Annotated in this window: 13 protein-coding genes and 1 pseudogene; 9 read left to right on the top strand and 5 right to left on the bottom strand. The window is 71.2% G+C overall.

Annotated elements, in window-relative coordinates; genetic code table 11:
- From HNR30_RS48935 to HNR30_RS46465, 3 genes and pseudogenes are all read left to right on the top strand, one after another.
- A pseudogene (locus HNR30_RS48935) lies at positions 1-159 on the top strand (2-oxoacid:ferredoxin oxidoreductase subunit beta); the annotation flags it as partial.
- A 147-nt stretch (positions 160-306) separates the two neighbouring features.
- Positions 307-1,740, top strand: coding sequence for a sugar transferase (locus HNR30_RS46470; protein ID WP_181616655.1), 1,434 nt, complete (start codon positions 307-309; stop codon positions 1,738-1,740).
- A 14-nt stretch (positions 1,741-1,754) separates the two neighbouring features.
- Positions 1,755-2,996, top strand: a complete 1,242-nt coding sequence (locus HNR30_RS46465) for a GumC domain-containing protein (RefSeq protein ID WP_181616654.1) — start codon at positions 1,755-1,757, stop codon at positions 2,994-2,996.
- Positions 2,997-3,044: 48 nt separating this feature from the next.
- On the opposite strand, the gene HNR30_RS46460 is transcribed toward HNR30_RS46465, so the two are convergent.
- Positions 3,045-4,088: a hypothetical protein gene (locus tag HNR30_RS46460; RefSeq protein WP_181616653.1), complete on the bottom strand. Its 1,044-nt coding sequence runs from the start codon at positions 4,086-4,088 to the stop codon at positions 3,045-3,047.
- Positions 4,089-4,144: 56 nt separating this feature from the next.
- Between HNR30_RS46460 and HNR30_RS46455 the strand changes: the two genes are divergently transcribed.
- Genes HNR30_RS46455 through HNR30_RS46435 form a run of 5 tightly spaced genes read left to right on the top strand, consistent with a single transcriptional unit; the run spans position 4,145 to position 11,379 of the window.
- Positions 4,145-5,047, top strand: a complete 903-nt coding sequence (locus HNR30_RS46455; protein ID WP_181616652.1) for a glycosyltransferase family 2 protein — start codon at positions 4,145-4,147, stop codon at positions 5,045-5,047.
- A gap of 4 nt (positions 5,048-5,051) precedes the next feature.
- Positions 5,052-6,266, top strand: coding sequence for an O-antigen ligase family protein (locus HNR30_RS46450; RefSeq protein WP_181616651.1), 1,215 nt, complete (start codon positions 5,052-5,054; stop codon positions 6,264-6,266).
- Positions 6,250-7,731, top strand: a complete 1,482-nt coding sequence (locus HNR30_RS46445; RefSeq protein WP_181616650.1) for a lipopolysaccharide biosynthesis protein — start codon at positions 6,250-6,252, stop codon at positions 7,729-7,731. The genes HNR30_RS46450 and HNR30_RS46445 overlap by 17 nt, the downstream gene beginning before the upstream one ends.
- Entirely contained in the window at positions 7,728-8,615 is an 888-nt protein-coding gene (locus HNR30_RS46440; protein ID WP_181616649.1) for a sulfotransferase, read from the top strand. Before HNR30_RS46445 ends, HNR30_RS46440 begins: the two co-directional genes overlap by 4 nt.
- A gap of 16 nt (positions 8,616-8,631) precedes the next feature.
- Entirely contained in the window at positions 8,632-11,379 is a 2,748-nt protein-coding gene (locus HNR30_RS46435; protein WP_181616648.1) for a fibrinogen-like YCDxxxxGGGW domain-containing protein, read from the top strand.
- Here HNR30_RS46435 and HNR30_RS46430 read toward each other — a convergent pair.
- From HNR30_RS46430 to HNR30_RS46420, 3 genes are read right to left on the bottom strand one after another with little or no spacing between them, the layout of a single operon-like run.
- A complete protein-coding gene (locus HNR30_RS46430; protein WP_181616647.1) occupies positions 11,345-11,866 on the bottom strand; it encodes a glycosyltransferase in 522 nt (173 codons plus the stop codon). The genes HNR30_RS46435 and HNR30_RS46430 overlap by 35 nt on opposite strands.
- Complete coding sequence (pssD, locus tag HNR30_RS46425) at positions 11,863-12,327, bottom strand: PssD/Cps14F family polysaccharide biosynthesis glycosyltransferase (RefSeq protein ID WP_312895080.1); 465 nt, start codon at positions 12,325-12,327, stop codon at positions 11,863-11,865. Before pssD ends, HNR30_RS46430 begins: the two co-directional genes overlap by 4 nt.
- Complete coding sequence (locus HNR30_RS46420) at positions 12,314-13,468, bottom strand: phosphotransferase family protein (RefSeq protein ID WP_181616646.1); 1,155 nt, start codon at positions 13,466-13,468, stop codon at positions 12,314-12,316. Before HNR30_RS46420 ends, pssD begins: the two co-directional genes overlap by 14 nt.
- 132 nt (positions 13,469-13,600) lie before the next feature.
- Here HNR30_RS46420 and HNR30_RS46415 point away from each other — a divergent pair, with 132 nt between their 5' ends.
- Entirely contained in the window at positions 13,601-14,518 is a 918-nt protein-coding gene (locus HNR30_RS46415; RefSeq protein WP_181616645.1) for an LCP family protein, read from the top strand.
- A gap of 16 nt (positions 14,519-14,534) precedes the next feature.
- Here the strand turns inward: HNR30_RS46415 and HNR30_RS46410 are convergent, their stop codons facing one another.
- Complete coding sequence (locus tag HNR30_RS46410) at positions 14,535-15,197, bottom strand: polysaccharide deacetylase family protein (RefSeq protein ID WP_181616644.1); 663 nt, start codon at positions 15,195-15,197, stop codon at positions 14,535-14,537.
- Positions 15,198-15,251: the final 54 nt, after the last annotated feature.

Genomic DNA, 15,251 nt, shown 5'->3' with positions numbered 1-15,251 from the left:
CCGGCGTTCGAGCACGTCCCGATCGGGATCTTCCGTCAGGTCGACCGGCCGGCCTACGACACGCTCATCAACGAGCAGGTCGACGCCGCGGTGGCCGAGAAGGGGCCGGGTGACCTGGCCGCGCTGTTGCAGGGCGGCGACACCTGGCGCATCAGCTGAGCTCATGATCGAAAAGGGCCCCTCCGGGGGCCCTTTTCGCATGTCAGGAGGTATAGATCTGGATACATTTGAACAGAAGAGGGAGCTTTGTTACCAAGTAGGAGTAAAGTCCCTTAAGTCTGATTTGTTCTACTTGAAGTAGCCCCCATGAGCACCGCGTTCTCGCTGCCCCCACCGCAGCCGCGTCCGGCAACCGCGACGCAACCCCGGCTGCGCAGGCACGCCCGCCACGCCGTCCTCACCGACAGTGCCGCCATCGCCGTCGCCTGCCTGATCGAGCTGGCACGGACGATGTCCACGACGCTGACCCCCCAGAAGGTCGTGGTCGGAACGGTGTTGTGCGTGCTCTGGCCGGCCGCCATCGGCGCGGCCCGTGGCTACGAGCCGAGGTTCGCCGGGGTGGGCACCGAGGAGTTCCGCCGGGTCTTCCAGGCGGCGGCCACGCTGATCGCGGTCGTCGCGACCCTGGCCTACGCCACCCAGACACCCTACGCACGCGGCTATGTCGTGGTGGCGTTGCCCCTGGCCACGTTGCTGACCCTGTCCGGACGCCATCTCCTGCGCAAGCGCCTGCACGGCTGGCAGGCTCGCGGGCTGCTCACTCACCGGGTCGTCGCGGTGGGGTATCCGGCGTCGATCCGGGCGCTGACGACGCTGCTGCGCAGAGAGCGTCATCACGGGCTCGACGTCGTCGCGGCCTGCCTGCCCTCGACGGTTCCGCACCGGGGCCAGGTCGACGTGCCCGTCGCCGGTGACTTCTCGACCGTTCCCGAGGTCGTGCGCGAGTACGGCGCGGACACCGTGGCCGTGCTGGCCTGCCCGGAGTTCGACGGCACCGCCCTGCGGCGCCTGGCGTGGCAGCTGGAGTCCGGCGACATCGCGCTCTATGTCGCTCCGGCGCTGATGGAGGTGGCCGGCCCGCGCACCTCGATCCGCCCGATCGCCGGACTGCCGCTCCTGCACGTGGGGCACCCGGAGCTCTCGGGCTACCGGCAACTGGCCAAGGGAGCCTTCGACCGGCTGGCGGCGGGCGCGATCCTGCTGGTGCTGGCCGTACCGATGCTCGCGGTCGCCCTGCTGGTCAGGTGGACGACACCAGGCCCCGCGCTGTTCACGCAGACCCGCGTGGGCAAGGACGGCCAGGAGTTCCGCCTGTACAAGTTCCGCACGATGGTCGCCGACGCCGAGCGGCTCAAGATGAGTCTCGCCGCGGACCGGGCGGGAGTGTTGTTCAAGATGCGCTCCGATCCCCGCATCACCCGGATCGGGCGTGTCCTGCGCCGCTACTCCATCGACGAGCTTCCCCAGCTGGTCAACGTGCTCAGGGGGGAGATGTCGCTCGTGGGGCCGCGCCCGCCGCTGCCCGAGGAGGTGGCCAGCTACGGCGCGGACGTGCGCCGCCGCCTGGTCGTACGGCCGGGCCTCACGGGCCTGTGGCAGGTGAGCGGACGCTCCGACCTGTCGTGGGAGGAGTCGGTCCGGCTCGACCTGCGTTACGTGGAGAACTGGTCCCTCACCCTGGACCTGCAGATCCTCTGGAAGACCGTCTTCGCCGTGGTCCGCAGCTCCGGCGCCTACTAGAGAGAGAATGTGAAGTGACGCATCCGGGGGGCTCGATCGAGCTGCGCGACTACTTCCGCTTCCTGACCAGGCACCGGGCCTGGCTGGCCGTGCCACCACTGCTCGGAGTGCTGGGAGGCGCGGTGGCGCTGAACCTGGTGCCCTCGCGGTATGTCGCCGTGGCCGAGGTCCAGGCGCGCAACGTCACCACCGACCCGTTCGGCTCCAACGGCCCCGGCGTCGACCGCACCCTGTCGATGCCGACCGAGAGGGCCATCGCCGTCTCTCGGGACGTGGCCGCCGAGGTCGCCAGGACCCTGGGAGGCGACCCGGGCGAGCTGAGCGAGGGCCTGGAGGTCCGGGTTCCCGACTCGACCCAGGTCCTGCGTTTCGAGTACGGCGCGGCGGACCCGCAGAGGGCGGCGGCGGGGGCCAACGCCTTCGCCGGGGCCTATCTGGAGGTGCGGGGCCGGCGGGTGACCGAGGACGCCGACGCCGTGCAGCGGGCGATCACCAGCCGCGTCGAGCAGCTCTCCCGCCAGTTGACGGCCGCCAAGAAGGAGGACGTCACCGAGCGTGCCCAGCTGACGAGCCAGATCGGCGACCTGCGCAAGCAGGCCGACGCGCTGGCCGTGATCGACACCAGGCCCGGGTACGTCACCCAGAAGGCCGTGCCTCCGGCGCTGCGGGCCTTCCCGACCAGGCTGACGTTCCTGGCCGGCGGGCTGGTGCTGGGGCTGCTGGCCGGGTTGGCGCTCGCCTTCGCCCGTCAGCTCCTCGACACCCGCATCCGGCGTCCGGAGGAGCTGTCGGGTCTCCTCGACCGGCCGGTGTTGTCCGGGCTCGGTCGCGACTCGCAGGCGCAACTCGCCGCCCGGCTGGTCAACCTCTCCGGTGACGAGCCGCAGACCGTCCTGGTGGCCTTTCCCGCCTCCCCCGCCGAGGCCGGCCAGGCGGCCGCCGCCTGCGGGGGGCTCGGCACCGCGCTGGCCGGGTTCGGCAAGAGCGTGCGCATCGAGGACCACACCGGCCCCGAGCCCATGAGGTCGTCGCTGCCGAAGAAGGGCAAGGGCGCATCCGCCGACCGGCCCGACTACACCCTGGTGGGACTGCCGGTACGGCCGGGCGCCGCCCACATTCTCGGGCTGGGCCACCACGCCGACCAGGCGGTGCTGATCGTTCCTGCCGAGCGCACCCGCGCAGCCGAGGTGCACGATCTGCGTGCGCTCCTGACCGAGTTCAGCGTCCCGGTCACCGGGGCCCTGCTGCTCAGCTGACGCAAAAAAGCAAGGGGGGACCCCCCTTGCTTTGGTCATCCCAGTGGATCAGGCCCGGCGGCGCCTGCGGATGAAGGCCACGGTCGCCGCGGCGGCGGCGGCAGCGCAGGCGATGAGCAGGATGCGCAGGTCGCCCGCCCGGTCCCGGTCCAGGACCGCGGCCGACGCCGGGGCCAGGGCAGTGGCCGGGGGCACGCCACCGGCCTCGATCGGCAGCGGCACCTGCCAGACCGGCTGGGCGGGGCCCTCGGAGCTGACCAGGAGGGAGCGGCCGTCGGGAGTGAAGGTGACCGCCTCGCCCTGGCGCTGGTCGGGCAGCGAGACCCTGATCGGAGCCGCCCGCAGGGCTCCGGCCACGTCACCGCCGGACACCTTCCACAGGTAGGCGGTCGTGTCGTCGCGGATCACCAGCCGGTCGCCCGAGGGTGAGAAGGCAGCGCCGGTGGCGTGCGGCACCGGGACCCCGGGCACCAGCCGGGTCAGCGTGTTGACCTTGCCCGCCACCAGGGCCGGAGCGGCCCACAGGTCGGGCTTCTCGCCGGGCCGCTCGGTCTTGGTGAGCAGGAACACCCTGCTCGTGCCCGGCTGTACCAGCAGCGCCTCGCTGTTGCGTGAGGCGTTGTCCTGGTAGGCGAGCCGGTAGTCGGCGACCCCGGTCGCGGCGACTGTGCCGGCCGCGCCGGCCGCGGGCTCGTCGAAGACCGTCAGCCCGAATTCGGTCCGCGGTGCCTGTCCTGCCTTCTTGCGCACGGTGTAGGCGTCGCCGGTGTCAGCCAGGAAGATCTTGCTGCGGCCGTCGGCGCCGCGGGTCACCGCGATGTCCTCCCAGTCCTCGTTGCTGCCCGCCGGCAGGGTGACCGTGAGAGCGGTACGGCCGTCGCGGTCGAGCCCCCACACCTCGTCCAGGCCGCTGCCGGCGTCGCCCGACGTGTAGAACCGGGCGCCGTCCTCGCTGACGGCCAGGCCGCTGGACTGGGCGATCCGCTGGTCCTTCACGGTGAAGAGTGACTCGGCCCCGACGTCCGCGACGGCGGGTGCGGCGGGCAGGAGCGCCAGACCAAGCACACCAAAACGGATCAAACGCATCTTCATAATACAAAATGCTATCTCACTACATAAACAGGACAAAGAGGGAGTAAACTGCGCGGGTGCTGAATCCCCTGGATGTGAGCGTGGTCATCGCCACGCGCGATCGCCTGCCCTTGCTCCGCCGGGCGGTCGTCGCCGTGTTCGACCAGGATCACCCCGGGGACATCGAGGTCGTCGTGGTCTTCGACCAGTCCGAGCCGGTGGAGCTCGGCATCGCCGTCCGTCCCGGCCGCACCCTGCGCGTGGTCCGCAACGACCACGCCCCCGGCCTGGCCGGAGCGCGCAACACCGGCATCGCCGCAGCCACGGGCGAGTTCGTGGCCTTCTGTGACGACGATGACGAGTGGCTGCCCGCCAAGATCCGGCTGCAGCTGGCCGCCAGGGGCGAGGCCGACGCCATCGCCTCCGGCATCGAGATCGTCTCGGGCGACTCGGCGACCACGCGGCTCGTGCCGTACGGGCAGGTCACCCATCGCCACCTGCTGCGCGATCGGGTGATGGAGCTGCACCCCTCCTCGCTGGTGGTACGGCGCAGCACGCTGCTGGAGATCGGCCCGGTCGACGAGCGGCTGCCCGGCAGCTACGCCGAGGACTACGACCTGCTGCTGCGCATCGCCAGGCGCGGGCCGATCCCCTGCGTGCCCCAGGCGCTGGTCCGGGTCAACTGGGGCGGCTCGTTCTTCGCCGACAGGTTCGCGATGATCGCCGACGCCCTCACCTACCTGCTGGGCAAGCACCCCGAGTTCGCCACCGAGCCCGTGGGCCTGGCCAGGATCAGGGGGCAGGTCGCCTTCTACCGGGCCGCCAGCGGCGACCACGCCACCGCCCGCCGGTGGGCCGCCCGCGCGCTGGCCGCCAACTGGCGCGAGCCGCGTGCCGTGATCGCGCTGGCCATGGGGCTGCGCCTGGTCACCGCCCGCCGTACCCTCGCCGTGCTCAACGCACGCGGACGCGGGGTCTGAACCCGTGCCCGTGTGGCCGCTCTACCTGCTGTTCGCCGGATATCCCCTGTGGTGGTCGCTGGGCCTGGGCTCCTTCGCCGCGGTGCTGCTCGCCGTGCCGATGATGCTCGTGCTGGTGATCAGAGGCGGGATCCGGGTGCCGAGGGGATTCGGGCTCTGGATGGTGTTCCTGCTGCTGGCCGTCGCCGCGGCCAGCAGGATCGACACACCCGAGCGGTTGGTCGGACTGGTCTTCCGGCTGATGACCTACGCCGGTGCCACAGTCGTGTTCGTCTACGTCTACAACCTGCCGCGTGAGCGCCTGCCGCTGCGTCGGCTCGTCGCGCTGGTCGTGGTCTTCTGGCTGTGGGTGGTCGCGGGCGGCTTCCTGGGCTACCTGTTCCCGGAGGGCTCGCTCTCGACCCCGATGGAGCACCTGCTGCCCGGCTCGCTGACCGGCAACTCCTACGTCCGCGACCTCGTGCACCCGCGGTTCGCCGAGATCCAGTGGCCGTACGGGGCCCCCGAACCCTTCCAGCGACCCAGCGCGCCCTTCCCCTACACCAACGCGTGGGGCAGCCACTTCGCGCTGCTGATGCCGTTCGTGCTGCTGCTGATGACGACGGGCTCGCGCAGGGTGCGGATCGTCCTGGGCGTCGTTGCCGCGGCCTCGCTGGTCCCCGCCTTCGCCACGCTCAACCGGGGCATGCTGCTGGCCCTGGGCGCCGGGCTGGTCTACGTCGCCGTCCGCTTCGCCGTACGAGGCAGGCTGGGGTTGCTGGTCGCGACCGCCGGGCTGCTGGTGGCAGCCGGGGCGGGCGCGTACGCCTCGGGCGTCGGCGACTCCATCGACGTGCGCACCGACCACAGCACCACCACGGCGGGACGGCAGGCGGTCTACACCGAGTCGTTCCTGGCCACCGTCGAGTCGCCCGTCCTCGGGTACGGCGGGCCGAGGCCGTCGCGCACGTTGCCGATCTCCATGGGCACCCAGGGCCACTTCTGGAACGTCATGTTCTCCTTCGGTTTCCCGGCGCTGGGACTGTTCTGCGCGGTCCTGTGGGGCCTGGCCTGGCGCACCCGCTCGCCCGCCACCGACGAACGATTGTGGTTGCACGCGGTGCCGGTGATGGCCGGATTCATGATCTTCTACTACGGATTCGACGGTGGCCTCCAGCTCGTGATCGTCTTCACCGCGGCCGCCGCCCTGCTGAGGGAACGCCGTGAACCCGCTGCGTGAGTTCGCCAGGGGCGGGCTGATCGGGCTCACCGGATCGATCGTGGCGGCGGCGGCCGGGCTGGTCCTGACCGTCGTCGTGGCCAGGACTCTCGGCCCGGCCGGAGCGGGCGTGTTCTTCGTGGTCGTGGCGGCCGTCACCATCCTGACCGAGGTCACCGAACTCGGCGCGGACACCGCCCTGGTCAGGCTCATGCCCCGCTACCGCGAGCTGGGCCGTACCGCGGACCTGCGGCGAATGGCGGGCATCGCGCTCGCGCCCGTGCTGGTCGCCGGCGCACTGGCCGCCGCCGGCATGTACACGCTCGCGCCCTGGATCGCCGGCACGTTCGCCGCGGGCTCGCCAGACGCTGTGGTGTTCGTCCAGATCGCCGCGCCGTTCCTGGCCGTGGCCGCGGCGCGCAACGTGGCGCTGGCCGGAGCCAGGGGCATGGGCGACCTGGTCGCCTACTCGCTGATCGGCAACGTGGCGATGCCGCTGGCCAGGCCGTTGCTGATCATGCTGGCCGCGGCACTGGGCTGGGGCTCCGGCGCTGTGATGCTGGCCTGGTCGCTGCCGGGCGGCCTGGCCTGCCTGCTGGCCGCGGCGGTGTTGTGGCGGCTGCTGCCGCGCCGCGGCGGTCGAACCGGACCTCGTACGGGGGTGGCCGGAGAGTTCTGGGCCTTCTCAGGACCGCGCGGCGTCGCGGCGGTGCTGGAGGTGGCCATCGTCTGGGTCGGCGTGCCGATCGTCAGCGCGGCGCTGTCCACGCACGACGCGGGCGTCTACGCCACCGCCGGCCGCTTCATCACCAGCGGCACGCTGGTGCTGGCCGCCACCAGGATCGCCATCGCGCCGCAGATCTCGGCCCTGCTCACCCGGGGTGACCGGGAGGAGGCCGAGCGGCTCAACGGCGTGGCGACCGGCTGGGTGGTGGCCGCCTCCTGGCCGCTCTACCTCGCGCTGGCGGTGTTCGGCCCGTTCGTGCTGACGCTGTTCGGCGAGGACTTCTCCGGCGGCGCGGTGCCACTGGCCGTCCTGGCCCTGTCGATGCTGCCGGTGCTGGCCGCGGGCAACGTGCAGACGGTGCTGCTGATGGGCGGAAAGAGCTCCTGGAGCCTGGCCAACAAGGCCGTCGCGCTGGCCGTCTGCGTGGTCGCGCACCTGGTGCTGGTCCCGGGCTTCGGCGTCGTGGGCGCCGCCGTCGCGTGGGCGCTGACCATGCTCACCGACACCGTGCTGGCGGCGCTGCAGGTGCGGCTGCTGCTCGGGCTGCGCCTGGGGCTCGGCCCCGGCGCGCTGACCGGCCTGTGGGCGCTGGCCTGGTTCGGCGTGCTCGGCGTGGCCCTGCGTGCCCTGCTCGGCACCGGGCCCGCCGCCTTCGCCCTCTACCTGGTGGTCGCCTGCGCCGGATACGCCCTCGTGTTGTGGCGTTACCGCGACCGCCTCCACCTCGACGTGCTCGTTTCCGCAAGGAGGAACCGATGAGCAGCCTCAAGGACCGCTCACCCCGCTGGGTCAAGGACGCCGCCAACAGCGTGACCCGCTTCTACGGCGTGCGCACCGCGCACCGGCGCCACCTGCCCGACTTCCTGGTGATCGGCACCAAGCGCGGCGGCAGCACCTCGATGTGGAACTACCTGGTGCAGCACCCGCTGGTGATGCCGATGTTCCCGGCCTCCCGCGGGCTGAAGAGCCCCTGGTACTTCTACGCCCACTACGCCAAGGGCGACACCTGGTACCGCTCGCACTTCGCCACCGAGGCGCGACTGGACCGCCTGGCCGAGCGCCTGGGTCATCGGCCGCTGACCGGCGAGGCGTGCCCGTACTACATGTACGACCCGCGCATCCCGGCCAGGGTGGCCGGGCGCATGCCGGAGGCGAAGATCATCGTGCTCCTCCGCGACCCGGTCAAGCGTGCCTACTCCCACTACTGGGAGGCGGTCGGCAAGGGCGTGGAGACGCTGCCGTTCGAGGACGCCCTGGCGGCCGAGGACGACCGGCTGGCCGGTGAGGTCGAGCGCATGGCCGCCGACCCGCTCTACTACAGCCGCGCCCACGACTTCTTCAGCTACCGCGACCGGGGCGTCTACGCGCCGCAGTTGGAGCGCTGGTTCGAGGTCTTCCCCCGCGAGCGCTTCCTGATCATGTCCGCCGAGACGCTCTACCGCGACGAGCAGGCCGGGCTCGACCGGGCCACCGACTTCCTGGGGCTGCCCAGGCACCGCATGCGCACCCCCGAGCGCCACAACCACCTGCCGGCGCCTCCCATGGACGAGGAGACCAGGCAGCGCCTCACCGACTTCTACCGCTCCGCCAACCGCGATCTCTACGCCCTGCTGGGCGAGGACCTCGGCTGGCCGTCCCTCTGAGTCACAGGAAAGACAGATGAGATCATTCACCCCCCGGGCACTGGCGATCGTGCTCGGCGCGGCCGCCATCGCGGTCGTCCCCATGACGCCGGGCACAGCCGAGGCGGCACCGCCCGGCCTGAGCGCCGAGACCGCGGCGCCCTCGTGCTGGGCGATCAAGCAGCAGAACCCCGCCAGCCCCGACGGCCTCTACTGGCTCCAGACCGCCACGCTGATCGCGCCGCAGCAGTTCTACTGCGACCAGACCACCGACGGCGGCGGCTGGGTGCTGATCGGCCGCGGCCGGGAGGGCTGGAACTTCCAGTACGGCGGGCAGGGCACGCCCGCCGAGGTCCGCTCCACCCCTGACGGCACCGCGGCCTTCCGGGTGGCCGCCCTGCCCGGCGACACCGTGCAGGGACTGCTGGACGGCGGCCGGGTCGACGCGCTGGCCGACGGCGTGAGGATCCGCCGCGCCTCCACCGCCGACGGCTCCGTCCGCCAGGAACTGCGCTGGAAGCTGGCCGACCGCAAGGACTGGTCCTGGACCTTCGACGCCGGCCACCCGCTGGCGTCGGCCACCTTCGACGGCGCGGCAGGGACCGGCACCACCGCCGACACGCGCGGCGGCACCGACCTCAAGCGAGTGTGGACCACCAAGTCGGCCACGAAGGGCTACACGCGCGGCTTCAACTTCGGGGCCGGCGTCACCGGGACCTCGGCCGCCACCAGCTACCTGTGGCAGTACGCCGCCGAGCGCAACGCCACCCCCTTCGCCCAGGTCTTCATCCGGCCCAAGCTGACCTCCAGCGACTTCCGCGCCGTCCCCGACGACGGTCTTCCGGCCACGACGGTGACCCCGCTCGTGAGCAACCGCACCTCTCCCACCCCCTGGGGCGTCACCGGGGTGGTCGGCGGCGGCACCGGCGAGCAGAACGTCGAGGTCCAGTCGATGGCCGTCCTCGGCGACACCCTCTACGTGGGCGGCAAGTTCGAGTACGTCCAGCGCGGCGCGGCCGGCGAGAAGATCCCCCAGCCGTACCTCGCTGCCTTCGACGTGAGGTCGGGCGAGTGGAAGCCGGACTTCCGGCCGGTGCTCAACGGCCAGGTCTGGGACATCCAGGCGGCAGGCGACAAGATCATCATCGGTGGCGAGTTCGGCGACGCGGCGACCAACACCGGTGGTCTGGCCGCGCTCGACCCCGCCACCGGAGCGCCGGTGGCGGGCTGGAGCACCAAGGTGTCCCACACCACCCTCACCACCAAGGCCCTGGTCCGCACCCTCGACCAGGAGGGCGGCTGGATCTACCTCGGCGGCACCTTCAACCGGATCAGCTCCGGCACGCCCGTCACCGTGGGACGGGCCGCCCGGGTCCGCGCCTCCGACGGCAAGCCCGACGGCACCTGGAAGCCCACCTTCGACGGCACCCCGATCGAGCTGGACGCCACCGCCGAGCGGGTCTACGTGGGCGGCCACTTCAGCAACGTGAACGGCAAGCCCGCGCGCAAGCTCGCCGTGCTGACCACGACCTCCTCCCCCACGCAGGTGGCCGGGCTGGCGGACCAGAACTGGAAGCCCAGCACGGGCGACGTGCAGAAGCAGTACCGCCAGGTCGTCAGGGAGTTCGGTGACCGCGTCTGGATCGGCGGCTCCGAACACGACTTCCAGGCCTACACCAAGGACACCTTCGAGCGGGTCAGCGGACACATCACCAGGGCCGGCGGCGACTTCCAGGCGGCGGCCGAGCTCGACGGCGTCGTCTACGGCGCCTGCCACTGCGGCGACTTCGTCTACAACGACGCCTCCTCCTACCCCACACCCACCGGCTGGTCCAACGCCCACCAGATCACCTTCATCGGAGCGTGGGACGCCAGGTCGGGCGCCTACCTGCCCAACTTCTCGCCGATCCTCGACGCGCGGGCCGGCATGGGCCCGTGGGAGATGGTCGCCGACGCCAACGGCTGCCTGTGGTTCGGCGGCGACATGAAGGCGGGCGCGGGCGGCCAGTGGCTGGGCGGGTTCGGCCGCCTGTGCGGCACCGACCACACCGCTCCTGCCTCCCCCAGCGGTCTGGCCGTGCGTGGCGGCGTGCTGACCTGGGGCGCCTCGGAGTCGGGTGCGCGCTACGAGGTCCTGCGCGACGACCGCGTGATCGCCGTCGTCTCCGGCACCTCCTACACCGACCCGGCCGGCGGCTCGCACCGCTACTTCGTCCGGGCGATCGACGCGGCGGGCAACCGTTCGGCCACCACCGCGGTGCTGGCCGTCGAGCAGCAGACGGTGCTGATCCAGGACAAGGCGTCCTGGCGCTGGAACCACGACGGCGCCGACCTCGGCACGGCCTGGCGCGAGCCGGGCTTCGACGACTCCGCGTGGTCCACCGGCCAGGCCGAGCTGGGTTTCGGCGACAGTGACGAGTCCGGGCTCATCCCCGCGGGCCAGACGCCCAGGCCGCTGACCGCCTACTTCCGCACGACCGTCGAGGTGGCCGACCCTTCCGTCTACAACAGGCTCCTGGTCGACCTGGTCCGTGACGACGGCGCGGTGGTCTACGTCAACGGCACGGAGATCGGCCGGGACAACCTGCCCGCGGGCGACATCGGGTACTCCACGCCCGCGCTGGTGGGACTGCAGGAACGGGCCGACGAGCGGGCCAGGATCCGCTTCGAGGCCTCCGCCGGCCTGCTGGTCCCCGGGACCAACACGATCGCGGTCGAGGTGCACCAGGCCAACGCCTGGAGCGCCGACCTCAGCTTCGCGCTCGGGCTGACCGCGACGGGCTGACGAGCTCGGCCACCAGTTCCCCGAACCTGGAGACGGCCTCGTGCGCCGCAGCCGCGTCGTGCGAGGCCGTGTACCAGCCGGGGTTCTTCAGCGCCTGGCGTAGGTGGGCGAAGAGGGCGAGCCGATTCTCGGCCAGTCCGATGTCGCCCAGCCTGGCCAGGTGCCGGGAGAAGCGCACCTGGTGGTCGTCGACCACCTCGTCCAGCTCGGGCAGGCGGGGGACGACGATCGGCTTGCGGCCGGCCGTACGGCTTTCGATGATCGAGCCAGGACCGCCCTGCGACACGACGGCGGCGGAGCGGCGGAACAGCTCCTGGACGCGCTCGTGCGGCAGGAAGGCGTGCGCCTCCACGCCGCGCGGGGCGCGCGAGGACCCGTGCTGCACCACACAGGGCACCCCGGCGCCGGGGCCGGCGGCCCACTCCTCGATCCAGTCCATCAGCCGGTCGAACCGGTGGTGGTCGGTTCCCACGGTCACGAAGATCACATCAGCCTCCCGACGACGACGCCGCGCGGGTAGCGCCTGCGCTGCTCCGGCCACTGGAGCAGGAAGAGCCCGGCCAGCGGATAGCAGAGCCGTCCGGTCAGGGTGCCGGTGTCGATGCGGTCGTAGACCTCGATGTAGACCGTCGGGATCCGCATCAGCTTGCCCAGCAGGAAGAAGGGAAAGGCCACGCCCGCGCCGGTGCTGACGATCACGTCGGGCCGCTCGCGGCGCACCAGCCGGACCGCCAGGCGCAGGTTGCGCAGCAGGTTGGGGATGTTGCGCGTGGTCGGGTGGTGGGCCCAGCGCACCTCCTCGCCCGCCAGCAGCGAGCGGGCGTCGGCCTTGTCGAAGGTCACCCAGACCCGCTCGTGCCGCTCCCACCAGCCGCTCAGGCGGTGCAACTGGGTGAGGTGACCGCCGGTGGAGCACACCAGCAGCGCCTTCAGCCTAGGCTCCGACACCGACTCCTCCTTCGGACAGCACCTCGGCCAGCCCGGGGTGGATGGCCGGGTTCCAGCCGGTGCCCTCCCGCTTGAGCCGGTAGGTGCGCAGGGCCATCTCCAACAGGTACAACCAGGCCAGCGCGGGTTCCGGGGCCGCGCGGAACACGGCCTGGCAGGCCTCGCGCAGCGGCCGGCGGTGCAGGACCAGCGCCACCTGGAAGTGCCAGTGGAGCCGGTCGAAGCCGTACGGCACGCCGAGCGCGCTGTGCTCCCAGTCCCACACGTGCAGCTCTGGACCGTTCCAGGCGATGTTCCACGGGACCCAGTCGCCGTGCCAGCGCCCGAATTCCAGGACGGGATCGGCGTTCTCGAGCCGCCCGGCGAGGTCGGCGAGCACGGCGGCGAACGCCGGCTCGTCGTCCATCCCGGCGATCTCGCGGCGGACACCTGCCCAGTACGGCGTGGCGCTGAGCGCGGACACGCTCCGCAGGTCCCTGTCGAAGGCCACGGGAGGCGGGGTGCCGTGATCACGATGAGCTCGTACGGCAGGCGGCAGCGGCGCGGTCACCGTGAGCCGCAGACCTCGCCACTCGCCCTCGTGCAGCAGCCGGGGAACCCGCACCCTGCTGACCTCGCGCATGGCCTGGAGCGCCTGGGCCTCGCGCACGCCCATCCGCCGGGTGGCCCGGTTCCACCCCAGCTTGGCGTAGGCGACGGGTGAGCCGTCGGAGGCGAAGAGCTGGAGCGTGGGCTTGTAGTTGGGGTCGGGGGCGCGCACCCCGATGGCAGCGTGGAGCGGCCGGCCGAGCACCTGCGACAGGTGGGAGACGACCAGGTGCTCGGCCGGGTCGGCGCCTTCGGCGATGCAGACGGTCAGCCGGTCGCGCAGGAGGGACTGCGCGAGGCCGATGCGGAAGCCCGCGCCCAGGACGGTCCTCGCCAGCCGCACGGAGGTGGGGCGGAGCGCCCCGTAGCGGGTCAGCGAACCAGCGGCGGCGCGCGGCGCCAGGGGGACGAGGAACGTGGGCCCGCTCCGGCCGGGGACGACGGCGTAGCGCTCGGCGGCACGGTAGCCCGGCGGTACCGGGCCGGCGGTGACGACCACCGCGCCGGACGTCGGCCAGACCAGCCCGGCGAGGTCCGCCAGCTGGGAATTCACGCGATCTACCTCCACTTTTGTGGAGTTTGATTCTATATGTACTTTTTATGAGCTTCTGTGTAGTTCGGGTAAGTTTCGCTCGTGCCCTCCCGCTCTCCCCGGCGACGCAAGATCATTATCATCGCGTCCCTCGTGCTGGCCCTGCCGATCGCGACGCTCGTCGCCCTGGCGACCGAGCGCCAGTACACCTACGACAACAACATCCGGCGGATCCCCGACGCGCTTCCCACCGAGACCGACCGACCGCACAAGACCGTGACCGAGGCGCAGAACTGGCTGTTCGTCGGATCCGACCGCCGTCCGGGAGAGGGCGGCAACCAGCGCGCCGACTCGATCATGATCGTGCACGTCCCGGCGGACCGGAGGAACCTCTTCCTCGTCAGCCTTCCGCGCGACTCCTACGTGGCCATCCCGGGACACGGGCACAACAAGATCAACGCCGCCTACGCCTTCGGCGGCCCTCGGCTGCTGACCGCGACGGTCGAGCGGCTGACCCAGGTCCGCATCGACCACTTCGCCGCCCTCGACTTCGCGGGATTCGTGGCGATGACCAGAGCCGTTGGCGGCGTCGAGGTCGACGTCGCCGAGCAGGTCTACGACCCCGCGAACAAGGTCACCTGGCCGAAGGGGAAGGTGACCCTGGAGGGCGAGCGCGCGTTGTTGTTCGTACGCCAGCGGTACGGCCTGCCGGGCGGCGACTTCGACCGGATCAGGCGGCAGCAGGCGTTCCTGCGCGCTCTCGCCACGAAGGTGGTCAGCAAGGGCACCCTGACCGATCCCTTCGCCCTCAACGACCTGCTGGAGGCGATGACCACCTCCATCAGCGTCGACTCGGGCGTGGATCTCGCCACACTGCGCGAGCTGGCCTTCGAGCTGAAGGACCTGCGCGCGCGTCAGCTCGTCTCGGCCACCGTGCCACTCGAAGGCACGGACATGGTCAGGGGCATGAGCATCGTCAGGCTCGACTCCACCGGCGCGGCCCGGCTCTTCGCCTCGATCAGGAACGACACGATGAAGGTCACCGGCACCCCGGACGACCAGGTCAGATGAGCTGCGCGAGGCTCCGCTAGCGGAGCCGTTTGTACAGCACCGCGGCCGCGTCACGGGTGCGCCGCAGGGCCGACGGCTGGGCGAGCACCTTGGCCCGCACGCTCTCGATCGTGTCCTGCGCCACGATGCTGTATCTCGGCTGCAACCACCGCCCGGGCACCGCGCGCCGCCGATCACTTGTGTACACCGTGCGATAGCCGTACCCCCGTAACGCCGCCAGCACCGACCGGTCGTACCACCCGAACGGGATGGCCGCCTCCGCCACCGACCGCTCACTGGCCTGCCCGATCATGTCGCGCGCCCGGTCCATCTCGTCGTTGCGCGTCGCGGGATCCACGTACCGCCAGTCGACATGGTCCATGCCGTGCGACCCGATCCGCATCCCCGCGGCCACGAGCTCGCGCACCCCCGCGACGCTCACCCGCCCCTTGTCGCCGAATCTCCCGGCGAGCGGAAAGAAAGTGGCCGTCAGCCCCCTTGACTCCAACTCCGGCAAGGCGATGTCGACATCGGAGGTGAATCCGTCGTCAAAACTGATTCTGACGTGCTCATTCCCCGCCACCTCGTCAAGAATCTTGACGAACAGGTCGCGAGGAATGAAGTACTGATACGCGTCGGCCTCCACGTGCGGCCCCGGCTCGCCAATTCCATGAAACAGGATATTTACCCTTTCGATCATGAAATTGGCTCCTTCTCGTGATTAGTTGCGCGTCAAGAATCTCGTAGGGGAACA

The organism is Nonomuraea soli (assembly GCF_013761175.1).
Taxonomy (GTDB): Bacteria; Actinomycetota; Actinomycetes; order Streptosporangiales; family Streptosporangiaceae; genus Nonomuraea; species Nonomuraea soli.
The sequence above is the reverse complement of the archived record's forward strand: the minus strand, read 5'-3'. Positions and strand labels throughout refer to the sequence as shown.

Coding starts and splice junctions, on each gene's coding strand:
- HNR30_RS46440 (WP_181616649.1), top strand. CDS start 7,728: ATGAGCAGCCTCAAGGACCGCTCACCCCGCTGGGTCAAGGACGCCGCC.
- HNR30_RS46460 (WP_181616653.1), bottom strand. CDS start 4,088: ATGAAGATGCGTTTGATCCGTTTTGGTGTGCTTGGTCTGGCGCTCCTG.
- HNR30_RS46435 (WP_181616648.1), top strand. CDS start 8,632: ATGAGATCATTCACCCCCCGGGCACTGGCGATCGTGCTCGGCGCGGCC.
- HNR30_RS46470 (WP_181616655.1), top strand. CDS start 307: ATGAGCACCGCGTTCTCGCTGCCCCCACCGCAGCCGCGTCCGGCAACC.
- HNR30_RS46410 (WP_181616644.1), bottom strand. CDS start 15,197: ATGATCGAAAGGGTAAATATCCTGTTTCATGGAATTGGCGAGCCGGGG.